Below are 20,441 nucleotides of genomic sequence, written 5' to 3' on the forward strand. Positions count from 1 at the left end.
GAGCAGCCGGTGCTGCTCGGTGAAGATTGACCGGGCAAGTTACCGGGGATTTTCACACGAGGAACAATAACAATGACCAAGCTCGCAGCAATCAACGTCGACAGTGTTCTGGCACCTCGCTTCGGTCGAGGCTGGCATTGCCTGGGTGAGGCTGCCGACTACCGTGACGGCCAGTTGCATACCCTGGACATCTTTGGCACTCGCTTGTTGGCCTTTGCCACGTCCAGCGGCCAGATCAGCGTGATCGATGCACACTGCCCGCACATGGGCGCAGACCTTTCCCGCGGGACACTGGAGAATGACAGGGTGGTCTGCCCGTTCCACCATTGGCAATACGATGCCAGCGGCAAATGCGTGGAAATCCCTTACTGCAAGCGCATCCCGCCCAAGGCCAAAACCCGCAGCTGGCTGACGTGCGAGGAAAACAACCTGTTGTTCGTGTGGAACAACCCGGAAGGCAAGGCCCCGGCAAGCGACGTGGTGATACCACACCTGCCCGAGCAGGACAGCGATGAGTGGTTGCATGACTGGCACATGGACAAGCTGATCATCGAGACCAACCCCCGTGAACTGGTCGACAACCTGGCAGATGCGCAGCACTTCGGCCCGGTGCATGGCACGCCGACCAAGTACTTTGCCAACGTGTTCGAGGGCCACATCGCGCAGCAGATCTTTCATGGTGATTCCGAGCGCCTGGGCGGCGACCTGGTAGCGGAGTCGGCCTACTACGGGCCTGCCACCCACTTCACCCGCATGCGCGCGGTTTTCGAGGGCATGGAAATCCATTCGATCCTGCTCAACTGCCATGTACCGATCACGGCCAACAGCTTCGAGCTGCGTTTCGGCTGCATGGTGAAGAAGATCGAAGGCTGGAGTGAGGAGCAAAACCGAGCCCTGGCCCAGGATTACGTGCTGCGCAACCGTGAGTCGTTCTATCAGGATGTGGATATCTGGGCGCACAAGGTCCGGGTCAACAACCCGGTGCTGGCAGAGGGCGATGGCCCGGTCTACCAGCTACGCGAATGGTACGAGCAATTCTTCATGGACGAAGCCAGCGTGCCCGCCGCAATGGCCGAGCGCCGTGAAATCGTCACCGTCGACAAGCACTGATCACCCGCCAGGCAGGAACACGCAATGAACATGAGTGGCCGTAGGACGCTGGCGATCATGCTGGCTGCAAGCTTTGCCTCGACGATTGGCGGGTTGCCGTTCAATACCTTGCCGATCCTGCTTGGCGCGATGGTCGACAGCCTTGGCTTCAGCATCGAGCAGGTTGGCCTGCTGGGCTCGGTATGCTTTGCCGGGTATCTGCTCGGCACGTTGGTGGCGGTGATGTTGATCGACCACCTGAACTGGCGCTGGTTGACCTTGGCCTGTGCCCTGGGCGCGGCAACGGCGTACGGCATGTCGTCATGGCTACCGGCGGCGGTGCAGCTGCCGATGTGGGCGCTGATCGGTTTCTTCGCCGCTTTGATGACGTGCCTTGGCATGCGCATCATGGGGCAGATGGCCAACAAGGAGCGGGCCTTGGGCATGCGCCTGGGCATCGAGCTTGGCGTTGTCGCAGCGGTGTTGTTTGCCTTGCCGTCGCTGGTGATTACGCACTTTCAGTACGCCGGTGCAGCCGTGATGCTCGCGGTGGTTATCGTGCTGCTGAGTGTCAGTGCGCTGGCGTTGCCCAGGCGCCAGGACTTCATGGTTGAAAGCAGCGCGAATCACACGGGCTCGCTGCTGTCGCGTTTCGCCTTTCCGCCGGCAGCCTACGTGGCCCTGGTGTGTTTCTTCCTGTTTGGCAGCGGGCAAATCGGCCTTTGGGCGTTTCTGGAGCGCTTGGGCCATGGCCTTGCCTTGCAGCCAACAGAAATGGGCACTGTATTTGCGGTGCTGAAATTACTGGGCGGGGCGGCGGCGCTGGCCTTGGCATTGGTGGGTGACCGCTTGGGTGTGCGCATTCCCCATCTGCTGGTTTTGGCGGTGTTGGGCGTTGGTCTGTTGTTGCTGGGCAATGCCGAAGGCTTTCTGAGCTATGCCCTGGGGGCCTGGATCTGGGAGGTAGGCTTCACCTGGGGCTGCGTTTATCAGACGGCAGCCATTGCCCGCCTGGACAGCAGCGGCCGGTCGATCATGCTGATTCCGGGCGCCTTCGCCTTGAGCTCCATGGCCGGGCCGGCGCTGGCCGGCAAGTTGCTCAGCCAGGGCTATAGCGAACTGCTGTGGCTTGCGGCCCTGTGCGCATTGATCCCGGTGCTGGTGTTTTCCGGGTTGCTGGCGCGACGCTTGCAACGTTTGCAGGAAGATACCGTTACCCGCACGATACTGCCCCAGGCACAGCGCGTCGCCTAGCCGTCGCGCTCTGGCGGGCGGTGTTAGCGCTGTGCCAAAGGCTGTGGTTACGGTTGCTGATCAATGGCCGACCACTGGTCGAAGGCTGCCTGCATCCTTTGCCGGGTCTGGGTGTCAGCGGGTATCAAGTGCTCGATGCGCAGCGATTGCACCGTGATGTCCTGCGGCATGCCGAAGGTGGTAAACGTGGACAAAAAGCCCAGTTCGCCATAGGCGGTGGTCAAGCGGGTCAGCAGCACGGGTGTGGCCGCTGCCGCATCCAGTGCGCTGCCCGGGGCCGGCAAGCTACGCAAGCGCGCTGCCAGCACCGGGTTGCCGGCGGCCTCCCTGGACGCGCGTTGCCAGGCCGCAGAGCGGATTTCTGGCGCATTGACCAGGTGGGATGCGGCCGTGTTTGGGCGCGCCGCCCAGGCTGTCGAGCGCCCGCAAGTGTTGCGCGCCGCCAGGGTATGGGCCAATGACCTGGAGAACATACCGGCGTTCTTCGCCCTTGGCGGGCTGGCTGTGGCGCTGAACGCACCCGCGCAACCGATACTCTGGCTGAGCATTACGTTCACCTTTGCCAGGGTATTGCATACGCTGGCCTACCTGTTCGGCCTGCAGCCATGGCGCACGCTGTTCTACGGCGTCGGGGTTATTTGCCTGCTGGTTTTTTGTGCACTCATCGCAGCGAAGATTTGTAGCTGATCCAAAATATTGCATGAGTCATCTTGATGCTTTCACATAGCAGTACTAATACTTAAGCACTGCCGAAGAGGGATGATCATGCAGACGCGTTTCGTTGTGGTTCCCGCAGTGCCAATGCAGAAAGAGGTCTACCCTCGGCGGCTCGGTTTTCCCGCCGCATTGGGGGAGGGCTATGACCTTTACGACACTCATGACAAGGTGCGTCTGAGCCTGAACTTTTCCACCCGTGCCCAAGCGGAATTCGAATGCGTGTGCCGCAACCGCTGCCGCGATGCCGATGATGCCGATATTGTCGGCATTGGTTGAGTGCATGCCGCGGCCAAGGCATCAGGCGACGTAGCGGCGGTAATAGTCCAGCGTGGCCAGGTTTTTGTCCTTGGCCTCGAACATGATGTCGAACCGCTCGAGAAACTGCAGTGCGTAGCGGTTGGTCCAGTCGTTCCACATCTGTGCACTGTGCGCGTACAGGTCGCGCTTGTTGACCTTGTCCAGCAGTGCCGGAAGGGTCAGCTTGGTGCCGGCGTCAAAACCAAGCGCCTGCAGGTGCTCGGGCGGCTGTGAATAATGCATGACTGGCCGCACGCCCCGCCAACTGGCAATGATGCGCTCGATGCGCGGGTCGTTCGGGGCCATATAGTCGCCCTCATGGATCCAGCAATGGTGGATATCCAGCACCACGGGCGCCAGATCGGCCACCGCCAGGCAGTCATCGACACCGTAGGTCTTTTCATCGTTCTCGAAGGTGATCACGTTACGCGCCACCTGCGACAGCCGTGGCCACACCTGCCGTATGCCCGCCACTCCGAGCCGTCCGGCAATGTGTATGTTGCATTTGAAATCCTGGAATGCCTGCCCAAAACCCATCATACGGATCATGTCGGCGTGGTATTCGAACTCGGCCAGGCTGTTCTCTACGACTTCGGCACGGTCCGAACCGAGCACGCAATACTGGCCCGGGTGGAAGGACAAGCGAATGTTCTGCTCGCGGGCCAGCTGGCCGATGGCGGCGAAACGTTCGGCCATCAATGCCTGGAAGGCTGGCTCACGGTATAGCGGGGCAACGGCTGGGTGGCTGTACAGCGGCAGCAGGTCGCTGCTCAGGCGCAACATGCGCAGCATGGGCGGCAGCTCGCTGACATAGGCCAGCAGGCGCAACTGGGCATCGAGGTTGTGCTGTACCAGCTCCAGTAGCTTGGCCCGAGCAGCCGCTTCGCCCGCGCCGGTCATCCAGCGCAGGGTGGTGGTGCGTGGGTTGAAGGTACGCTCGATGGTTTCCAGCGCCTTGATCGTCAGGCTGCGGTGCGGGTGGCGGTACATGCAGGCGAAACCAAGGCGTGGCATGAGTACTCCAGGTGGGGTCAAAGCAGCGTGTCCAGCGTGATCGGGAATGTTCGCACACGCTTGCCGGTGGCATGGTAAATGGCATTGGCCACGGCCGCCGCCACGCCAACGATACCGATCTCTCCCACCCCTTTGGAACCCAGCTCATTCACCACCTCGTCATGCTCCTCCACGAATATCACGTCGATATCCGCTATGTCGGCGTTGACGGGTATGTGGTACTCGGCAAGGTTGTGGTTGAGGATTCGCCCCAGCTGATGGTCGGTTTGTGCCTGCTCCTGCAGCGCCATGCCCAGCCCCCAGACCACGCCTCCAAGAATCTGGCTGCGAGCGGTTTTCGGGTTGATGACGCGCCCTGCGGCGACGGCACTGACTACCCGGCTGACACTGATCGTGCCCAATTCTTCATCGACCAGCACTTCTACGAATACCGCTGAATGTGTTGCGCTGGAATACCGCTTGCGCTTGTCACTCGGCTGCGCCTCGACGTGCACCTCGAAAAACGCATGCTGGCTGCCGGCAAGCAGATCGGCGAGCCCGATCGATCGATTACCGGCCAGCAGACACCCGTGGGCGAAGCTGAACGCCGAGTCTGCCAGCGATGCCAGGTCGGCGTGTTGCCGGCGCGCCTGATCGATTACGCAATCGCGCAGCGCCAGGCAGGCCTGGCGTACTGCCGAACCGACCGAAGACACGGTGAAGGAGCCGCCCTGCAGTAATGCGGTCGGCAATGAGGAGTCGCCAAGCAGGAACGTGACATTGCCCACGTCAGTGCCGGCAGCATCCGCTGCGATCTGTGTCATCACCGTGTAGGTGCCCGTGCCGATGTCGGTGGTTGCGCTGCTGACGGTCAGGTGGCCTTGGGCGTCAAGGCGCGCCTTGGCACTGGCCTTCATCTGCATCGCTTCCCACACACCACCGGCCATGCCCCAGCCCACCAACTGCCTGCCTCGACGCATCGACCCGGGAGCGAGGGGGCGCTTTGCCCAGCCAAAACGCTGCGCGCCCTGTTGGTAACACGCCAGCAATGCCTTGCTCGAATAGGGTTTGCCTTCGTTGCCGTTGTGGCTGGCGAAGTTGCGCCGACGCAGTTCCAACGGGTCGAGCTGCGCTGCCCAGGCCAGTTCATCCATCGCGCATTCCAGGGCAAGCACACCAGAGCCCGCGCCCGGTGCGCGCATGTCCAGCGGGGTGTAGACATCCAGCGGTATCAATCGATAGGTCAAAGCGACGTTGTCGCATTGGTAAAGCATGCCGCTCCATTCCACCAGGTGCTCGGTGAAGTCCTCGAAACGCGAAGTCTGGCCGATGGCATCGTGGGCGATCGCCTGCAACCGGCCATTACTGTCGGCGCCCAGGCGCAGCCGCTGCTGGGTGCGCGGGCGATAGCCGAAGGTAAACATCTGCTGGCGACTGAGGGTGACACGCACAGAACATTTCAGGTGCAGGGCGGCCATTACCGCCAGGGTCAACTGATATTGCGGGCGTAACCCCGAGCCGAAGGCACCCCCGACGAATGCTGCCTTTACCCTGAGCTGGTCTTTGGGCAAACCGAACACATTATGCAGGTAGTCTTGGCAGTTTTGCGTACCCTGGGTCTTGTCATGGATCTCCAGCTTGCCGTCGACTTGGTAGAACACCGTCGACGCGTGGGGCTCCATCGGGTTGTGATGTTCGTTGGCGGTGAGGTAGGTGGCGTCAATGGCCACCGCTGCGCTGGCAAATTGCCCGGCAAAATCGCCTCGGGGCCCTGGCGTTTGCGCAGGCGCCTCATGAGCGCAGCCCATCACGCTCAGCAAATCGGACTGGTGAGTGTCCGGCGTGTATTCGATCACTACCAGCGAACCGGCATAGCGCGCTATTTCAAGCGATTGTGCCACCACCAGCGCCAGGGGCTGGCCGCTATACAAGACACGGTCATTGAACAAGGGGCGAAATGGCGCCCCTTCGGCAGCGTCGGCGTCGCTGTAATCGTCATCGTAACTGGAAATACGAGGCCGGTTGCCATGGTCCAGCACGGCAACCACACCCGGCACCTGCAGTGCCCGCGTGCTGTCTATGCGCAACACTCGCCCGCGGGCGATGGTGCTGGACACCACGCTGCCATGCAGCAGCCCGGCTTCAGGGAAGTCCGCTGCGTAACGCGCTTGCCCGGTGACTTTCGCCACGCCATCCACACGGTCCAGAGGGGTTCCGATAACCTTGTTCATGCCGTCGCTCCCTGATCCGTTGCGCCAAAAGCCGCGTCACTCAACGCCCGGACGATGGCCCGTTGCGCGAGCTTGATCTTGAAGCCGTTATGGCTGAGAGGGCTGGCACCCTGCAACAGGCGTTCGGCCGCACGCGTGAAAAGTGCAACGGATGCCGGCTGACCACGCAGGCCAGCTTCCACCGCCGAGTCCCGCCAAGGCTTGTGGGCTACCCCACCCAATGCCACGCGGGCGTCCCGGATCAGCCCTGCATCGAAGGTCAAGGCAGCCGCCACCGATACCAGCGCGAAGGCAAAAGAGGCGCGATCGCGAACCTTGAGGTAGCGATAGTGCTGTGCAAACGCCGGTGGCGGCAGCTCGATGGCGGTGATGAGCTCTGCCGGCCGCAGGTGGTTATCCCGCGCCGGCTCAACGCCTGGCAGACGATGGAAATCGCTGAATGCGATCTGGCGATTCCCGGCAGGGCCTTGCACATGCACCACCGCCTCGAGTGCAGCCAGGGCGACGCACATGTCCGAAGGGTGGGTTGCGACGCAGGCATCGCTGGCGCCGAGGATGGCATGAATACGGTTCAGACCGGTGCGTGCCGGGCAGCCGCTGCCGGGATCGCGCTTGTTGCAAGGTGTGCCGGTGTCGTAAAAGTAGTAACAGCGCGTGCGTTGCAGCAGATTGCCGGCCGTGCTGGCCATGTTCCGCAATTGCGCGGAGGCGCCGGCCAGGATGGCATCGGCCAGCAAGGGATAGTGCTGCTGGATGGCTGGGTGCCAGGCCAGGTCGGCATTGCTGACCAGCGCGCCGATCCGCAGGCCACCACTGGCTGTTGTTTCGATGTTGGCAAGGGCCAGCCCGGTGATGTCGATCAGACGCTGAGGGCGCACCACGTTTTCTTTCATGAGGTCGACAAGGTTGGTTCCACCGGCAATGTACTGCGATGAAGCATCGGCGAGGCTTAACGCCTCGCTGATCGAGGTCGGTTTGTGGTAGCTGAACGGACTCATGAATTCTGCTCCTTCATCAGCGGCAACGCCTCTTCGACGGCTGCAACGATGTTGCTGTAGGCGCCGCAGCGGCACAGGTTGCCGCTCATCTGTTCACGGATGTCGGCACGCGTTTCGGCGCGCCCTTCGTAAGCCATGCCGATAGCCGAGCAGATCTGCCCAGGCGTGCAGTAGCCGCATTGGAAGGCATCATGGGTGATGAAGGCGCGCTGCATGGGATGGAGTTTTTCGCCATCGGCCAGCCCCTCGACAGTCACCACCTCGGCCCCGTCGCACATGACTGCCAACGTCAGGCAGGCGTTGATCCGCCGCCCGTCTCGTATGACCGTACAGGCGCCGCATTGGCCGTGGTCGCAGCCTTTTTTACTGCCGACCAGGTCGAGTTGTTCGCGCAGCAGGTCGAGCAAGGTCGTCCACGGCAGTACATCCAGCGCCTGCTGTGTGCCATTTACGGTCATCTGTATGGGGCGCAGGTGGGCGCCCTCAGGGAGGGTTTCTCGCATGACAGGTCCTCACGGTTCGGGTTCGCACAGTGCGCTGTGTCTATGGGCTGGGACTGAACTGGCCAGGCAATTGTTCAGCCCGGGTGCGGTTGCTCAACCGTGTTTGCGCAACGCTTCTACCAATTCGGCCTTGGTCATGGTGGAGCGGCCCTTGATATCTTTGCTGCGCGCTTCTTTCATCAGGCTTTGTTTGCTCTGGGTTTCCAGTGAATTGCCCGAGGCACGCGAATGGCCCTGGCGTGACTTGGCTGCCCGCTTGGCCGAATCGGCGCGGGCGGCCTTCTTCTCGTTCGGCGGCGTGGTTTTCCCCGAGCCGCCTTTCTTCTCGCCGCCCCCGGATTGCTTGTTGACAGTGGCCCAGGCACGGGCTTCAGCTTCATCTTTCGACAAGCCCTTGTGCTCGTAGCCTTCCTCGATATGCTCGGCTTTGCGCTTTTGCTTGTCGGTGTATTTGTCTTTATCGCCGCGTGGCATGGTCTTTACTCCCGCTGTTTGCCTGAGCGGTTGAAACCCTGCGCGGCAGAAGAGTGCCGGACAATGGACGAGCGGTGCCTTGATTTCAGATGGCCGTCATTCACATCGCTTCGCATCGCATCAGGTTGCCGTCATGGACAGGCAAAAAGCTCTATCACGCGGCCTGCCTTCCAACAGTCACAAAGCTGTAACACAGCTGATGCAAAGTGTGCCGGCCATCACACGGAGCGCTTTTAGATGATACGCCTGATGAAGTCTGCTGCACTCGCTGTTGCCGTCTCCCTTTGCGCCACTGGTGCAGCCGTTGCCGCAGAAAACATTCGCCTGACCGGTTCCGGCGCGAGCTTCCCTGCACCTATCTACCTGACCTGGTTCAAGGACTTCAGCAAGAAGACTGATGGCGTCACCGTTGACTACCAGTCCAAGGGTAGCGGCGCAGGCGTTCAGGACTTCCTGAACAAGACTGTCGACTTCGCCGCCAGCGACTCGGGCATGAGCGATGCAGACATTGCCAAGGTAGGCGAGGGCGTGCAGTTGCTGCCAATGACCGCCGGCGAAATCGTCCTGGCCTACAACCTGCCAGGCAACCCGAAAGGCCTGAAACTGCCTCGCGATGTGTATTCCAACATCTTCCTGGGCAAAATCACCAAGTGGAACGATCCGAAGATCGTCGCTGCCAACCCTGAGCTGAAGCTGCCTGACCTGCCTATCACTGTGGTCGTGCGTGCCGACTCCAGCGGTACCAACGCCGTTTACACCAAGCACCTGTCGGCCATCAACGCCGACTTCAAGAAAGAGCTGGGTGAAGGCAACACCGTCAACTGGCCGGCCACCGACAAGTTCATCAAGTCGCCGAAGAACGACGGCGTAACCGCCACCGTTCGTCAGACCCCAGGTGCTATCGGCTACATCGAATACGGCTTCGCCAAGCTGGCCAAGGTCGACTTCGCCCAGCTGGAAAACAAGGCCGGTCAATACGTTGTGCCAAACGCCGAGAGCGGTGCCGAGGCACTGGCTGCGGTGAAAATGCCTGAAAACCTGATCGCGACCCTGCCGGACCCGGAAGGCGCCAAGTCCTACCCGATCACTTCCTACACCTGGATGATCTTCCGCAAGGACAACGGCAACCCGGAAAAGGCCAAGGCCATGCGTGAAATGGTCGAGTACGGCCTGACCGAAGGCCAGAAGATCGCCGACTCGATGGGTTACATCCCGCTGCCACCGTCGGTTGTCGACCAGGTGCGTAAAGCGTCTGCCAACATCCAGTAAAACCCAGGCGCTCCCGGCATCGACATGAAGCCATGCCGGGGGTGTTTGTCCCCAGTCCCGGAACTTGCCCATGAACACACCTTTTGCCATACCGGATAACCCCGACTCCGCGTGCCAGCCACCGTCTACGAAAGACTTCCTGGTCGATCGCACCTTCCGTGCGCTTGCACGTATTGGTGTGGTGCTGGTGCTGGCGCTGGTCTTCGCGCTGGTTTACGAAGTGGGCCGCAAGGCACTGCCCGGCATTGAAAAGCACGGTTTCGACGTGCTGTTCGGCACCGTCTGGGATGTCAACCAAGGCAAGTACGGTATTCTGCCAGCGATCTGGGGCACACTTTACAGTGCCTTCATCGCACTGTTGATCGCCGGTTTCTTCGGCGTCAGCATGGCCATTTTCCTCACCCAGGATTTCCTTCCGGCCAGGCTTGCCGCGGTGTTTCGCACCATCGTCGAGCTGCTCGCCGCCATCCCCAGCGTGGTCTACGGCCTGTGGGGCATCTATGTGGTCATCCCGGCGATTCGCCCGCTGACCACCTGGCTGAACAGCGAGCTGGGCTGGATCCCGTTTTTCGGCACCTCCCTCAGCGGGCCTGGCCTGCTGCCAGCGGCACTGGTCCTGGCGATCATGATCCTGCCGACCATTGCAGCGGTGTCCCAGGACGCGCTGACCAGCGTGCCGATGAAAACCAAGCAGGCTGCCTACGGCATGGGCACCACCCATTGGGAAGCCATCCTCAAGGTAATGGTGCCATCCGCCGCTACCGGCATCTTCGGTTCGCTGGTGCTGGGCCTGGGGCGCGCACTCGGCGAGACCATGGCGCTGGCCATGCTGGTCGGCAACGCCAACACGCTGTCGCTTTCCCTGTTCGCCCCGGCCAACACCCTGGCGGCGCTGCTGGCGCTGAACTTCCCGGAAGCCGGCCCGAACGAGATTGAAGTGCTGATGTATGCAGCCCTGGTGCTGATGTTCATCACCCTGCTGGTGAACGTGCTTGGCTCGATGATCATGCTCTACGCCCAGCGGGGTAACAAATAATGACTGACCTGACGACCCCTGTGGCCGCGTTGCCCAGCCTGCAGCGCAAGCTGGAAGGCCGTGCCCTGCGCAGCCTGATCCTGACCAGCCTGGCCTGGTTCGCAGCCCTGGTGGCCAGCGTGCCGCTGATTTCCGTGTTGTACATGCTGATTACCCGCGGTGGTGCACGGCTCAACCTGGAAGTGTTCACCGAGCTGCCACCCACCGGCTTCGAGATGGGCGGTGGTTTTGGTAACGCCATGGCCGGTACCTTCGTCATGGTCGGCATCGCCGCCGCCATCGCAGTACCGGTTGGCATCCTTGCCGCCGTGTTCCTTGCCGAGTTGGGCCCCGAGAGCAAGCTGGCCAACGCTGCGCGCTTTGCCGCCAAGATGCTCACCGGCCTGCCGTCGATTCTGGCAGGTGTATTTGCCTACGCCCTGGTGGTAATGACCACCGGTACCTACTCGGCCCCGGCCGGTGGTGTGGCCCTGGCCGTGCTGATGCTGCCGATCGTGGTGCTGACCGCCGAAGAGTCGATGAAGATGGTGCCCAAGATCATGAAGGACGCCGCTTATGGCATGGGCTGCACCCGTGCGCAGGTGATCTGGAAGATCGTCCTGCCCACCGGCCTGCCGGCCATCCTCACTGGCGTAATGCTGGCCGTGGCCCGTGCTGCCGGCGAAACCGCGCCGCTGCTGTTCACCGCGCTGTTCAGCAACTACTGGATCTACCACAGCGGCGAGTTGGCGGTAATGAACCCTACTGCCTCGCTTGCCGTACTGATCTACAACTTCTCCGGCATGCCGTTCGACAACCAGCTGGAGCTCGCCTGGGCGGCCTCGCTGGTACTGGTCATGATCGTGCTGGTCATCAACATCCTTAGCCGTGTATTCGGCAAACCCAAGTATTGAGAAAGGGAGCATCCAACTTGAACGTATCCACTGCGCAAAGAGCCGCTCCCATGGTCAGTGAAGCAACCCCGATCGTCATGGACTGCAAGCTGGACAAGATCTTCTACGGCAACTTCATGGCGGTGCGTGACAGCCACGTGCCAATCCGCAAGAACGAGATCACCGGCTTCATTGGCCCGTCCGGCTGCGGCAAGAGTACCGTGCTGCGAAGCCTCAACCGCATGAACGACCTGGTGAAGGGCTTCCGTTTCGAAGGCCACGTGCATTTCCTTGGCCAGGACGTCTACGGCAAGGGTGTCGACCCGGTTGTGGTGCGCCGCTACATCGGCATGGTGTTCCAGCAGCCCAACCCGTTCTCGATGAGCATCTTCGACAACGTAGCCTTCGGCCTGCGCCTGAACCGCTACAAGGGCGACCTGGGCGACCGCGTGAAGCACGCCCTGCAAGGCGCTGCGCTGTGGGACGAAGTGAAGGACAAGCTCAAAGTCAGTGGCCTGTCGTTGTCCGGCGGCCAGCAGCAGCGCCTGTGCATTGCCCGTGCCATCGCCACCGAGCCAGAAGTGCTGCTGCTGGACGAGCCGTGCTCGGCACTCGACCCGATTGCCACCCGTCGGGTGGAAGAGTTGATGGTCGAGCTGAAGAAGGACTACACCATCGCCCTGGTGACTCACAACATGCAGCAGGCGATTCGTGTGGCCGACACCACGGCGTTTTTCTCGGTGGATATTTCCCAGGGTAGCCGCACCGGCTACCTGGTCGAGATGGGCCCGACCGCGCAGATCTTCCAGAACCCGCGCGAACAACTGACCAGTGACTACATCAGCGGCAAGTTCAGCTGAGCCACGCCGAGCCAAGGTGGCCGGGTGTTGCAACCAGGGAGGTTGCAACACCCGGCCGCGTTACCTTCCGTTAAAGTGTTACCCGGGATTTCCAATGCGAGCGACGCGTCGTCTAGATCTTTCAGCGGTAGAGCGCGCACTGCGCGAGGTGCAGAGCCGCTTTGCCGAACTGAGCCAGCACTTCACCGAACCGCGCGACCCGTTTACCGACGAGGTGCTGCTGAATGTGGTTGAAGGCTATGCCCTGATTGACGATTATGTCGCTCGCGGTATCGACCTGTTCGACCTGCAACAGCTGAACCTGATGCTGGAAATCAACGCCACCGTACTGTGCGGCAGCGACCCGGCCCGGCGCCTGGAGTTCGCCCCGCACCTTGCCGCAACCGAGGCGCACTTTTTCAACAACGTGGAAGGTGGCATCAAGGATTTGTACAACTGGTACTGCTCGTATGGCAGTGACTCGATCTGGAAGCGGGCGGCCGGTGTTTATGTACGTATCCTCAGCAAGCCGCAGCTGTTCATCGAAGGCAACAACCGCACGGGTTCGCTCATTGTCAGCTACTTGCTGATGCGTGCCGGGCTGCCGCCATTCGTGCTGTCGCTGGACAACGCCGAGGGGTACTTCAACCCGTCCTCGGTCATACGCAACTCCGCTAAACACGGTGTCAAGGCATTGTACGAACTACCCAAGATCAAGAAAAAGTACGCCGCTTTCCTTGAAGCGAAGGCGCCTGAGCCCGGCAAGTTCTTCCTGCGCGGCACGCACGTGCCTGCCTGTGAGGGGGGCCGCTGATGCAACAGGTATCCCTGCTGGCGCGCGGGCGGCAGGCCATCGAGCGCAAGTTCAAGCGCGGCCAGGTACGCATTTCGTTCGATATCGACGACACGCTGGCCTGCCAGCCCGAACACGCTGCGGCCGAAGACAGCAAGTTGCCGGGCTTTGTCCATCGCTGGCTGGGCGAGCCCCTGCGCAGCGGCACGCGTGAACTGATCCGCGACCTGCGCCGCCAGGGTTGCAGCATCTGGATCTACACCTCGTCGGGGCGCACCCCGGCCTACATCCGCCGCTGGCTGATGCTGTATGGCATTCATGTCGACGGTGTGGTCAACAGTGACCGGCACCAGCACATCCTGGCCCAGAACGGGCTGGAGAATTCGCCGTCCAAGCTGCCATCGGCGTTCGATATCGACTTGCACGTGGACGATTCCGAAGGCGTACGCCTCGAAGGCGTCGACCATGGTTTCCGCGTGGTGGTGGTGTGCCCGAAGGATGAGCACTGGGCCCAGAAGGTGAAGGCAGCGGCGGTCGACGTACAGTCACGCCTGGCCTGGCAGCAACCGCACCGCTATGAAATGCCCGCTTGCCAGCGTTCGCAGGCGCTGGCTTCCTGAAGCCAAGCTATTCCGTTCAGATAGTGTAATTGGGGCTGCTTTGCAGCCCATCGCCGGCAAGCCAGCTCCCACATGGTCCCCATTGGTCCTTGATACCTGTGCAGTACCTGTGGGAGCTGGCTTGCCGGCGATGGGCCGCGAGGCGGTCCCAATTAGTTCAGGCGTATTGATACCCGCCTGCTCCTCCCGTCTACACCCTAAGTTCTGAACCCAGGTCCAAACAGGTCCTGAGACTAAATCACCGCGCCCCACCCTCCGCCCCAAAGCACCCACCACCCCACGCCAAAGCAGCGTTCCTGGGCATCAGGCCACTTCTGATAATCGCCTCCGACATCCCGTCCCCCGTTTGGAGCGCGCCATGCACAACAACAATAAGCACCTGCCGCCTCGTTTCCTCGCCGCCGCCATCGCCAGCCTTTCTGCCCTGGGCCTGACCAGCGTTGCCGAAGCCGAGATCATGCTGTACGACAAGGAGCAGACGACGTTTTCCACTGACGGCTACATCAACGCCTTCTACGTCAACAGCAAGGTCGACCGCGAAGGCGAGCAATTCGACCGTCGCCAGTCGCGGGTGAAGATGGGCTTCCTGCCCAACTACATCGGCTTCAACATGGGCAAGCAGGTGGACGACCTGAAGCTCGGCGCGCGTGCCTCGTTCTGGGTCACCATCAACGACAGCGAAACCAACGGCACCGACACCGCCATCGACGTGCGCCAGTTCTATGGCACGGTGGCCAACCCTGAGTGGGGCGAAGTACTGATCGGTAAAGACTTCGGCCTGTTCGCCCGCTCCAACATCCTGCTCGACGAGTTGCTGGCCGGTTACGGCCAGGTCAGTGACACCCTGGGCCTGGTGGATGGCGGCGGGGTGTCGTTCGGCAATATCGGCAGCGGCTACCCGTACCCGTTTCCTACTTCGCAGATCACCTACCGCACGCCAGTAATGGACGGCTTGCGGGTGGCGGTAGGCATCATGGACCCGGTGGACACCAACGACAGCAGCCCGACCGGCAAGGCCTACCAGGAAAACCCGCGCACCGAGAGCGAGATCACCTACCAGTTCGACCTCGGCGGGGCGCAGATCTACAGCTGGGTCAACGGCAGCTACCAGAGCTCCGACAACACCGACTCGTCGGTGGAGACCGTCACGTCCAAGGGCGTGGGCTATGGGGTGCAAGCGAAGATGGGCGGCTGGTCGCTGACCGGCTCGGGGTTCCAGGCCAAGGGTATCAACCCGTTCTTCACCAACAACGCCGGTGAGCCAGTGCTGCGCAATGTGGACAGTGACGGCTACCTGCTGCAAGGCTCGTACAAGTTTGGCAAGAACCGCGTGGCGCTGTCGTACGGCAAGACCAAGGACGATGGCAACGGCGCGGTAGGCAGCGGTGCCGACTACGAGACCCGTGGCGTGGCGTTGTTCCATGACGTCAACGACAACCTCAAGCTGGTGGCCGAGTACAACCAGTTTTCCATCGACGGGCATGAAGGCAGTGCGCAGAACGAAGATACTGATACCTTGGCGCTTGGAGCGGTACTTACCTGGTAAGCCCCACCAGATGGTGCAACGCGGTCAACTGTAGGAGCGGCCTTGCCGGGGCGCCGGACCGGTCGGAAAGGGCTGCAAAGCAGCCCCACAATTTCTGCATGGATGCTGATATTGCTGGGGCTGCTACGCAGCCCGATCGCGACACAAGGCCGCTCCTACAAAGTTGTGCGCATGCTGGCAAATTTAGGCCCATGGAACAGCCCACCCACTACCCAAGTAGCATTCGTCCCCCGTGCCCACCTTCGTACACTGACCCCTCAGCCACCCCGCGCCGGAGACCACGATGCAACAGGCTCATTACGACGGTGTGGTCAGCGCCATGTCCCAGGCCACCGATGCCACGCTGGCTGCCCAGGAGCTGGCGCGGCAGCTGTTGCACCCGCACTTGGGCCTGGTGCTGTTCTTCTGTTCTGCCGAATACAACCTGCAACAGCTGGCCGAAGCCCTGGAGCAGTGTTTTGGCGGTATCCGGCTGGTCGGTTGCACCAGCGCCGGCGAAATCACCCCGCAGGGCTACGGCCGCAACTGCGTGACAGCGGTGGGCTTCGATCACCGGCAATTTTCCATCGCCACCGGGCTGATCGATGAAATGGAGCACTTCAGCCTGATCGATGCTCAACAAATGGTCGAGCGCCTGGTCGGCACCTGCCGCAGCAATTCCCTGGCGCCGATCAAGGGCCACAGCTTTGCCCTGACCTTGCTGGATGGCCTTTCCAGCCGCGAGGAAATGGTCCTTGCCGCGCTCAGCGCTGCCTTGGGCGACATCCCTCATTTTGGCGGTTCGGCCGGTGACGACAACTACCTCAACCGCACCCACGTGTATTACGGCGGCGCGTTTCACAACGGTGCCGCCGTGGTGGTGCTGGTCAACACCTGGCTCGACTTCGAGGTGTTCACCACCCATCACATCCAGCCGCGCCAGGAAAAGCTGGTGGTGACCGGTGCCGACAGTGCCCAGCGCCGGGTTTTCGAGCTGAATGCCGAACCCGCAGCCGAAGAGTACGCCCGCCATATCGGTGTGCCGGTGGCGGCCCTCGACCACAGGGTGTTTGCCGCCCACCCGCTGGCCGTGCGCATTCACGACCAGTACTACGTGCGGGCGATCCAGCAAATGCACGCCGACCTGAGCCTGAGCTTCTACTGCGCCGTGGAGAACGGCATCGTGCTCACGGCGATGACCCCCGGCCCGCTGCTGCCGAACCTGCACCAGCTGTTCGACGGCCTGCATCAGCGCCTCGGGCCGCTGCTGCTGACCATCGGCTGTGACTGCTTCCTACGGCGCCTGGAGCTGGAGGGCCGGCACGACCTGGAACCAGTCGGCGCGTTCTTGCGTGAGCAACGGGTGATCGGCTTCAACACCTACGGAGAACAGTTCAATGGCATGCACATCAACCAGACCTTCACCGGCGTCGCCATTGCCCGCAACCGGCCTCCTGTCGGTCGCTGAACTGCAGGCCGAGGTGACCCGGCTGCAGCTGCAGAACCACAAGCTGCAGCGCATCAATGGGGCGTTGATCGAACGCATCGAGTCAGGGGTAACCCGTGGCAACGACCCTTATGCCGCCTTCCAGCATTCGGTGGTGCTGGCCGAACAGGTGCGCGAACGCACCGATGCCCTGAGCCAGGCGATGGCCGAACTCAAGGCGGTCAACCACCTGCTCAGTGAAGCCCGGCAGCGGGCCGAGACCGCCCACCAGCACCAGATTCGCCTGATCACCGACAACGTCCCGGCACTGATCGCCTACCTGAACGCCGACCTGGTCTACGAGTTCACCAACAAGGTCTATGAGGAATGGTACTGCTGGCCACGCGGCGTCATGCTGGGCCAGAGCCTGCGCGAGGCGCACAGCGAGCAGCATTACCAGCGCCTGGAGGCCTATGTGGCGCGGGCGCTGGCGGGTGAGAGCGTCACCTTCGAGTTCGCCGAAACCAACATCAATGGCCAAGAGCGTTACATGTTGCGCTCCTATGTGCCCAACCGCCTGGTCAGCGGCGAGGTGGTGGGCATCTTCGTGCTGATCCGCGACATTACCGAACGGCGCAATACCGCGCAGGCGCTGCACCAGGCCTATCAGCACCTGGAGCAACGCGTGCGTGAGCGCACCGCCGAACTGACCAGCCTCAACGACCAGTTGTTGCGCGAAATCGAAGAGCGCAGCCGGGCTGAATCGCGCTTGCGCGAGGCCAAGCGCGAAGCCGAACAGGCCAACCTCTCCAAAACCAAGTTTCTCGCGGCGGTCAGCCACGACCTGCTGCAACCGTTGAACGCGGCGCGGCTGTTTACCAGTGCCTTGCTTGAAAACCGCGAGCCGCACGCCAGTGCCCACCTGGTGCGCAATGTCAGCAACTCGCTGGAAGATGTGGAAAACCTGCTGGGTACATTGGTGGACATTTCCAAACTCGATGCCGGGGTGATCAAGGCCGATATCGCCCCGTTCGCCCTCAGCGAGCTGATGGACAACCTGGCCGCCGAATATGCCCAGGTGGCGCGCAGCGAGGGCTTGGCACTGCACTTCGTGGGGTGCTCTGCCGTGGTGCGCAGTGATATCCAGTTGCTGGCGCGGATCCTGCGCAACCTGCTCAGCAATGCTATCCGCTACACCCGCAGCGGGCGTGTGGTGCTGGGTTGCCGGCGCCTGCGGGGCGGCCTGCGGATTGAAGTGTGGGACAGCGGCATCGGCATTGCCGAAGAGCACCTGGACGAGATGTTCCAGGAGTTCAAGCGCGGTGACGTGCAGCGCCCGGACCAGGACCGCGGGTTGGGCCTGGGCCTGGCGATCGTCGAGAAGATCGCCGGCATTCTTGGCCACCGGATTCGTGTTCGCTCCTGGCTGGGCAAGGGTTCGGTATTTGCCATCGAGGTGCCGTTGAGCGCCACAGCACCCAAGGCCCAGCCGAGCCAAGTGCTTTGCGAACCGATGTTCGAGCGCCTGCGCGGGGCGCGGGTGTGGGTGCTGGATAATGACGCGGCCATTTGTGCCGGCATGCGCACCCTGCTTGAGGGCTGGGGTTGCAAGGTGATTACCGCGTTGTCGGAGGAAGACCTGGCGCGCCAGGTGGACAACTACCACGCCGAAGCCGACCTGCTGATTGCCGATTACCACCTGGACAATGACTGCAATGGTGTCGACGCCGTGGCGCGGATCAATGCCCGGCGCACCCAACCACTGCCCGCGTTGATGATTACTGCCAACTACAGCAACGAGCTCAAGCTGCAGATTCGCGAGTTGGGCCATACCTTGATGCACAAGCCGGTGCGGCCGTTGAAGTTGAAGACAGCGATGAGCCATTTGCTGGGCAGCAGCATTTCATAGCGCCGGCCTATTCGCGGGTAAACCCGCTCCTACAAGGGACTGCGATCGTTGTAGGAGCGGGTTTACCCGCGAATAGGCCGAAACAGGTCAACGCCGCAGGTAATCAGCGAAATCGATATCCCCAGCACTGAGAATCGCTTGTACCCGGTTGTGCACATTGAGCTTGCGCAATATCGCCGAAACATGCGCCTTGACCGTGGTTTCGGCGATATCCAGCGTGTAGGCGATCTGCTTGTTCGATTCGCCCTTGGTCATGCGCTCCAGCACCAGCAGCTGCTTGCGGGTGAGGGCCTGGAGCATTTCCGGCGGGAAGCTCGGGGCATTGTTATGGCGCCTGCTGGTGCTGCTTTTCTGGGCGCGAATGATGTCGGGTGGCAGGTAGACATTGCCGTTGAGGATCTGCTCGATCGCTTCAATCATTTGCGAACGTGGCGATGACTTGGTGATAAAGCCCACGGCGCCGTAGGTGATGGCCTGCAGCACGATCTGCTTTTCCTGCTCGGCCGAAACGATCACCACCGGCGTAGTCGGCGCTTCGTTACGCAGGGTGATCAGGCCATTGAGACCATGCATGCCAGGCATGTTCAGGTCGAGCAGGATCAGGTCCAGGTCCTCATGCGCCTGGGTCAGGGCCAGGGCGCTGTCCAGGTCGGCGGTTTCCATGACTTCGCTGCCCGAGAAACCATCGCTGATGACGTTATGGATGGCTTCGCGAAACAGGGGGTGATCGTCGGCAATCAGAATTTTGTACATGGCCTTTCACCTTGTTTTTATTGGATGGAGCAGGGCACGCAGACGCAGGCAAGCATGTCAGGGGAAGGGCACCGGTTGCGCCGGCTGCAGCGGCAGGCTGGCCTGCTGCCAGGCGTCCAGGCCGTCGCGGTACCAGTACAGGTTGTTATAGCCAAGGGCTTTAGCGCGTTTTACCGCGTTCCAGCTCAGCCAGCAATCGGAGCGGCAGTAGAACACCACAGGTTGCTCCGGGTGCCCGGCCGTGGCTTTTGCCAGGTTTTGCACAAAGTACGCCTGCCAGGCCGGGTTCAGTTCGCCGTCGCCGGTGTTGGCCAGCCACAGGCTGCCGGGGAGGTTGGTGTGGGGGGCGTCTTCGATGAAACGGCCTTGCAGCCACTGGCGGCGGTAGACGTCGATCAGCACCGGCCTGGGGTTCTGGCCCAACAGACGTTGCAGAGCGGTGGTGTCAATGACCTGGCCGCCCTCGACCTGCTGCGGGGTCGGGCTGCGGTAGAGGCTGGTGCGATAGCCTTCGGCAGAGAACAGCTGCGTGCTGTCGGCGTGGGCAATGCCCAGCGACAGGCTCAACGAAAGTGCCGCCAGCAAAAGGCGTGGCAGCCGGGGCAGGGCACGTGGCATCGGGTTTTTCCTTTTTGTTATAGGCCCATTACATGCCAGTGGCGGTGCTTTGTGAATGCGACGATAGACAGTAAATGCGGTACTAAAGTAGTAGACGGTAAACACTGCATCTGCCTTGACGCGGGCCCCTGTAGGAGCGGCCTTGTGTCGCGATCGGGCTGCGAAGCAGCCCCAGCAATTCAGGCGGCGAAGGCTGAAATTTTTGGGGCTGCTTTGCAGCCCGAT

General features: G+C 61.7%; 19 protein-coding genes and 2 pseudogenes. 13 read left to right on the plus strand and 8 right to left on the minus strand.

Annotation, left to right across the window (positions count from 1 at the left end; all coding sequences use genetic code 11):
• Positions 1-72: 72 nt before the first annotated feature.
• Complete coding sequence (locus ACI2KG_RS24550) at positions 73-1,110, plus strand: Rieske 2Fe-2S domain-containing protein (RefSeq protein ID WP_404663612.1); 1,038 nt, start codon at positions 73-75, stop codon at positions 1,108-1,110.
• Positions 1,111-1,134: 24 nt separating this feature from the next.
• Positions 1,135-2,343, plus strand: coding sequence for an MFS transporter (locus ACI2KG_RS24555; RefSeq protein WP_404663613.1), 1,209 nt, complete (start codon positions 1,135-1,137; stop codon positions 2,341-2,343).
• A 47-nt stretch (positions 2,344-2,390) separates the two neighbouring features.
• Here the strand turns inward: ACI2KG_RS24555 and ACI2KG_RS24560 are convergent.
• Positions 2,391-2,723 (minus strand): annotated as a pseudogene (locus ACI2KG_RS24560) (transcriptional regulator); the annotation flags it as partial.
• A 1-nt stretch (position 2,724) separates the two neighbouring features.
• On the opposite strand from ACI2KG_RS24560, the pseudogene ACI2KG_RS24565 reads away from it, so the two are divergent.
• Both ACI2KG_RS24565 and ACI2KG_RS24570 read left to right on the plus strand, forming a co-directional pair.
• A pseudogene (locus tag ACI2KG_RS24565) lies at positions 2,725-3,030 on the plus strand (MAPEG family protein); the annotation flags it as partial.
• A gap of 72 nt (positions 3,031-3,102) precedes the next feature.
• Positions 3,103-3,336: a hypothetical protein gene (locus tag ACI2KG_RS24570; protein ID WP_404663614.1), complete on the plus strand. Its 234-nt coding sequence runs from the start codon at positions 3,103-3,105 to the stop codon at positions 3,334-3,336.
• Positions 3,337-3,357: 21 nt separating this feature from the next.
• Here the strand turns inward: ACI2KG_RS24570 and uvsE are convergent, their stop codons facing one another.
• From uvsE to ACI2KG_RS24595, 5 genes are all read right to left on the minus strand, one after another.
• Positions 3,358-4,371 carry a UV DNA damage repair endonuclease UvsE gene (gene uvsE / locus ACI2KG_RS24575; RefSeq protein ID WP_404663615.1) on the minus strand — a complete coding sequence of 338 codons (1,014 nt, stop codon included), beginning with the start codon at positions 4,369-4,371 and terminating at the stop codon, positions 3,358-3,360.
• Between the two features lie 17 nt (positions 4,372-4,388).
• Positions 4,389-6,581 (minus strand): xanthine dehydrogenase family protein molybdopterin-binding subunit, encoded by a 2,193-nt coding sequence (locus tag ACI2KG_RS24580; RefSeq protein WP_404663616.1) that lies wholly within the window; start codon positions 6,579-6,581, stop codon positions 4,389-4,391.
• The gene (locus ACI2KG_RS24585; RefSeq protein WP_404663617.1) at positions 6,578-7,579 is read right to left on the minus strand and encodes an FAD binding domain-containing protein; all 1,002 of its coding nucleotides are present in this window, start codon (positions 7,577-7,579) and stop codon (positions 6,578-6,580) included. Before ACI2KG_RS24585 ends, ACI2KG_RS24580 begins: the two co-directional genes overlap by 4 nt.
• Positions 7,576-8,082, minus strand: coding sequence for a (2Fe-2S)-binding protein (locus ACI2KG_RS24590; RefSeq protein ID WP_404663618.1), 507 nt, complete (start codon positions 8,080-8,082; stop codon positions 7,576-7,578). Before ACI2KG_RS24590 ends, ACI2KG_RS24585 begins: the two co-directional genes overlap by 4 nt.
• Before the next feature lie 93 nt (positions 8,083-8,175).
• A complete protein-coding gene (locus ACI2KG_RS24595) occupies positions 8,176-8,556 on the minus strand; it encodes a termination factor Rho (protein WP_404663619.1) in 381 nt (126 codons plus the stop codon).
• A 237-nt stretch (positions 8,557-8,793) separates the two neighbouring features.
• On the opposite strand from ACI2KG_RS24595, the gene pstS reads away from it, so the two are divergent.
• From pstS to ACI2KG_RS24640, 9 genes are all read left to right on the plus strand, one after another.
• Positions 8,794-9,825, plus strand: coding sequence for a phosphate ABC transporter substrate-binding protein PstS (pstS, locus tag ACI2KG_RS24600; protein ID WP_400622504.1), 1,032 nt, complete (start codon positions 8,794-8,796; stop codon positions 9,823-9,825).
• A 70-nt stretch (positions 9,826-9,895) separates the two neighbouring features.
• A complete protein-coding gene (gene pstC / locus ACI2KG_RS24605) occupies positions 9,896-10,861 on the plus strand; it encodes a phosphate ABC transporter permease subunit PstC (RefSeq protein ID WP_201207020.1) in 966 nt (321 codons plus the stop codon).
• The gene (pstA, locus tag ACI2KG_RS24610; RefSeq protein ID WP_404663620.1) at positions 10,861-11,754 is read left to right on the plus strand and encodes a phosphate ABC transporter permease PstA; all 894 of its coding nucleotides are present in this window, start codon (positions 10,861-10,863) and stop codon (positions 11,752-11,754) included. The genes pstC and pstA overlap by 1 nt, the downstream gene beginning before the upstream one ends.
• Positions 11,755-11,804: 50 nt before the next feature.
• Positions 11,805-12,593, plus strand: a complete 789-nt coding sequence (gene pstB / locus ACI2KG_RS24615; RefSeq protein WP_016500238.1) for a phosphate ABC transporter ATP-binding protein PstB — start codon at positions 11,805-11,807, stop codon at positions 12,591-12,593.
• A gap of 94 nt (positions 12,594-12,687) precedes the next feature.
• On the plus strand, positions 12,688-13,386 hold the full coding sequence (locus ACI2KG_RS24620; protein WP_400622499.1) for a hypothetical protein: 699 nt from the start codon (positions 12,688-12,690) through the stop codon (positions 13,384-13,386).
• Entirely contained in the window at positions 13,386-13,985 is a 600-nt protein-coding gene (locus tag ACI2KG_RS24625; protein WP_404663621.1) for a hypothetical protein, read from the plus strand. The genes ACI2KG_RS24620 and ACI2KG_RS24625 overlap by 1 nt, the downstream gene beginning before the upstream one ends.
• 358 nt (positions 13,986-14,343) lie before the next feature.
• Entirely contained in the window at positions 14,344-15,531 is a 1,188-nt protein-coding gene (locus tag ACI2KG_RS24630) for a porin (protein ID WP_404663622.1), read from the plus strand.
• Positions 15,532-15,814: 283 nt separating this feature from the next.
• Entirely contained in the window at positions 15,815-16,978 is a 1,164-nt protein-coding gene (gene nosP, locus ACI2KG_RS24635) for a nitric oxide-sensing protein NosP (RefSeq protein ID WP_400622493.1), read from the plus strand.
• Positions 16,947-18,845 carry a NahK/ErcS family hybrid sensor histidine kinase/response regulator gene (locus tag ACI2KG_RS24640; RefSeq protein ID WP_404663623.1) on the plus strand — a complete coding sequence of 633 codons (1,899 nt, stop codon included), beginning with the start codon at positions 16,947-16,949 and terminating at the stop codon, positions 18,843-18,845. Before nosP ends, ACI2KG_RS24640 begins: the two co-directional genes overlap by 32 nt.
• Before the next feature lie 87 nt (positions 18,846-18,932).
• Here ACI2KG_RS24640 and ACI2KG_RS24645 read toward each other — a convergent pair whose 3' ends face one another.
• On the minus strand, positions 18,933-19,598 hold the full coding sequence (locus ACI2KG_RS24645) for a response regulator (RefSeq protein WP_404663624.1): 666 nt from the start codon (positions 19,596-19,598) through the stop codon (positions 18,933-18,935).
• Between the two features lie 57 nt (positions 19,599-19,655).
• Positions 19,656-20,216 carry a PQQ-dependent catabolism-associated CXXCW motif protein gene (locus ACI2KG_RS24650; RefSeq protein WP_404663625.1) on the minus strand — a complete coding sequence of 187 codons (561 nt, stop codon included), beginning with the start codon at positions 20,214-20,216 and terminating at the stop codon, positions 19,656-19,658.
• Between the last annotated feature and the right edge of the window lie 225 nt (positions 20,217-20,441).

Origin of the sequence: Pseudomonas sp. NPDC089407 (assembly GCF_044900445.1) — a bacterium.
Classification (GTDB): Bacteria; Pseudomonadota; Gammaproteobacteria; order Pseudomonadales; family Pseudomonadaceae; genus Aquipseudomonas.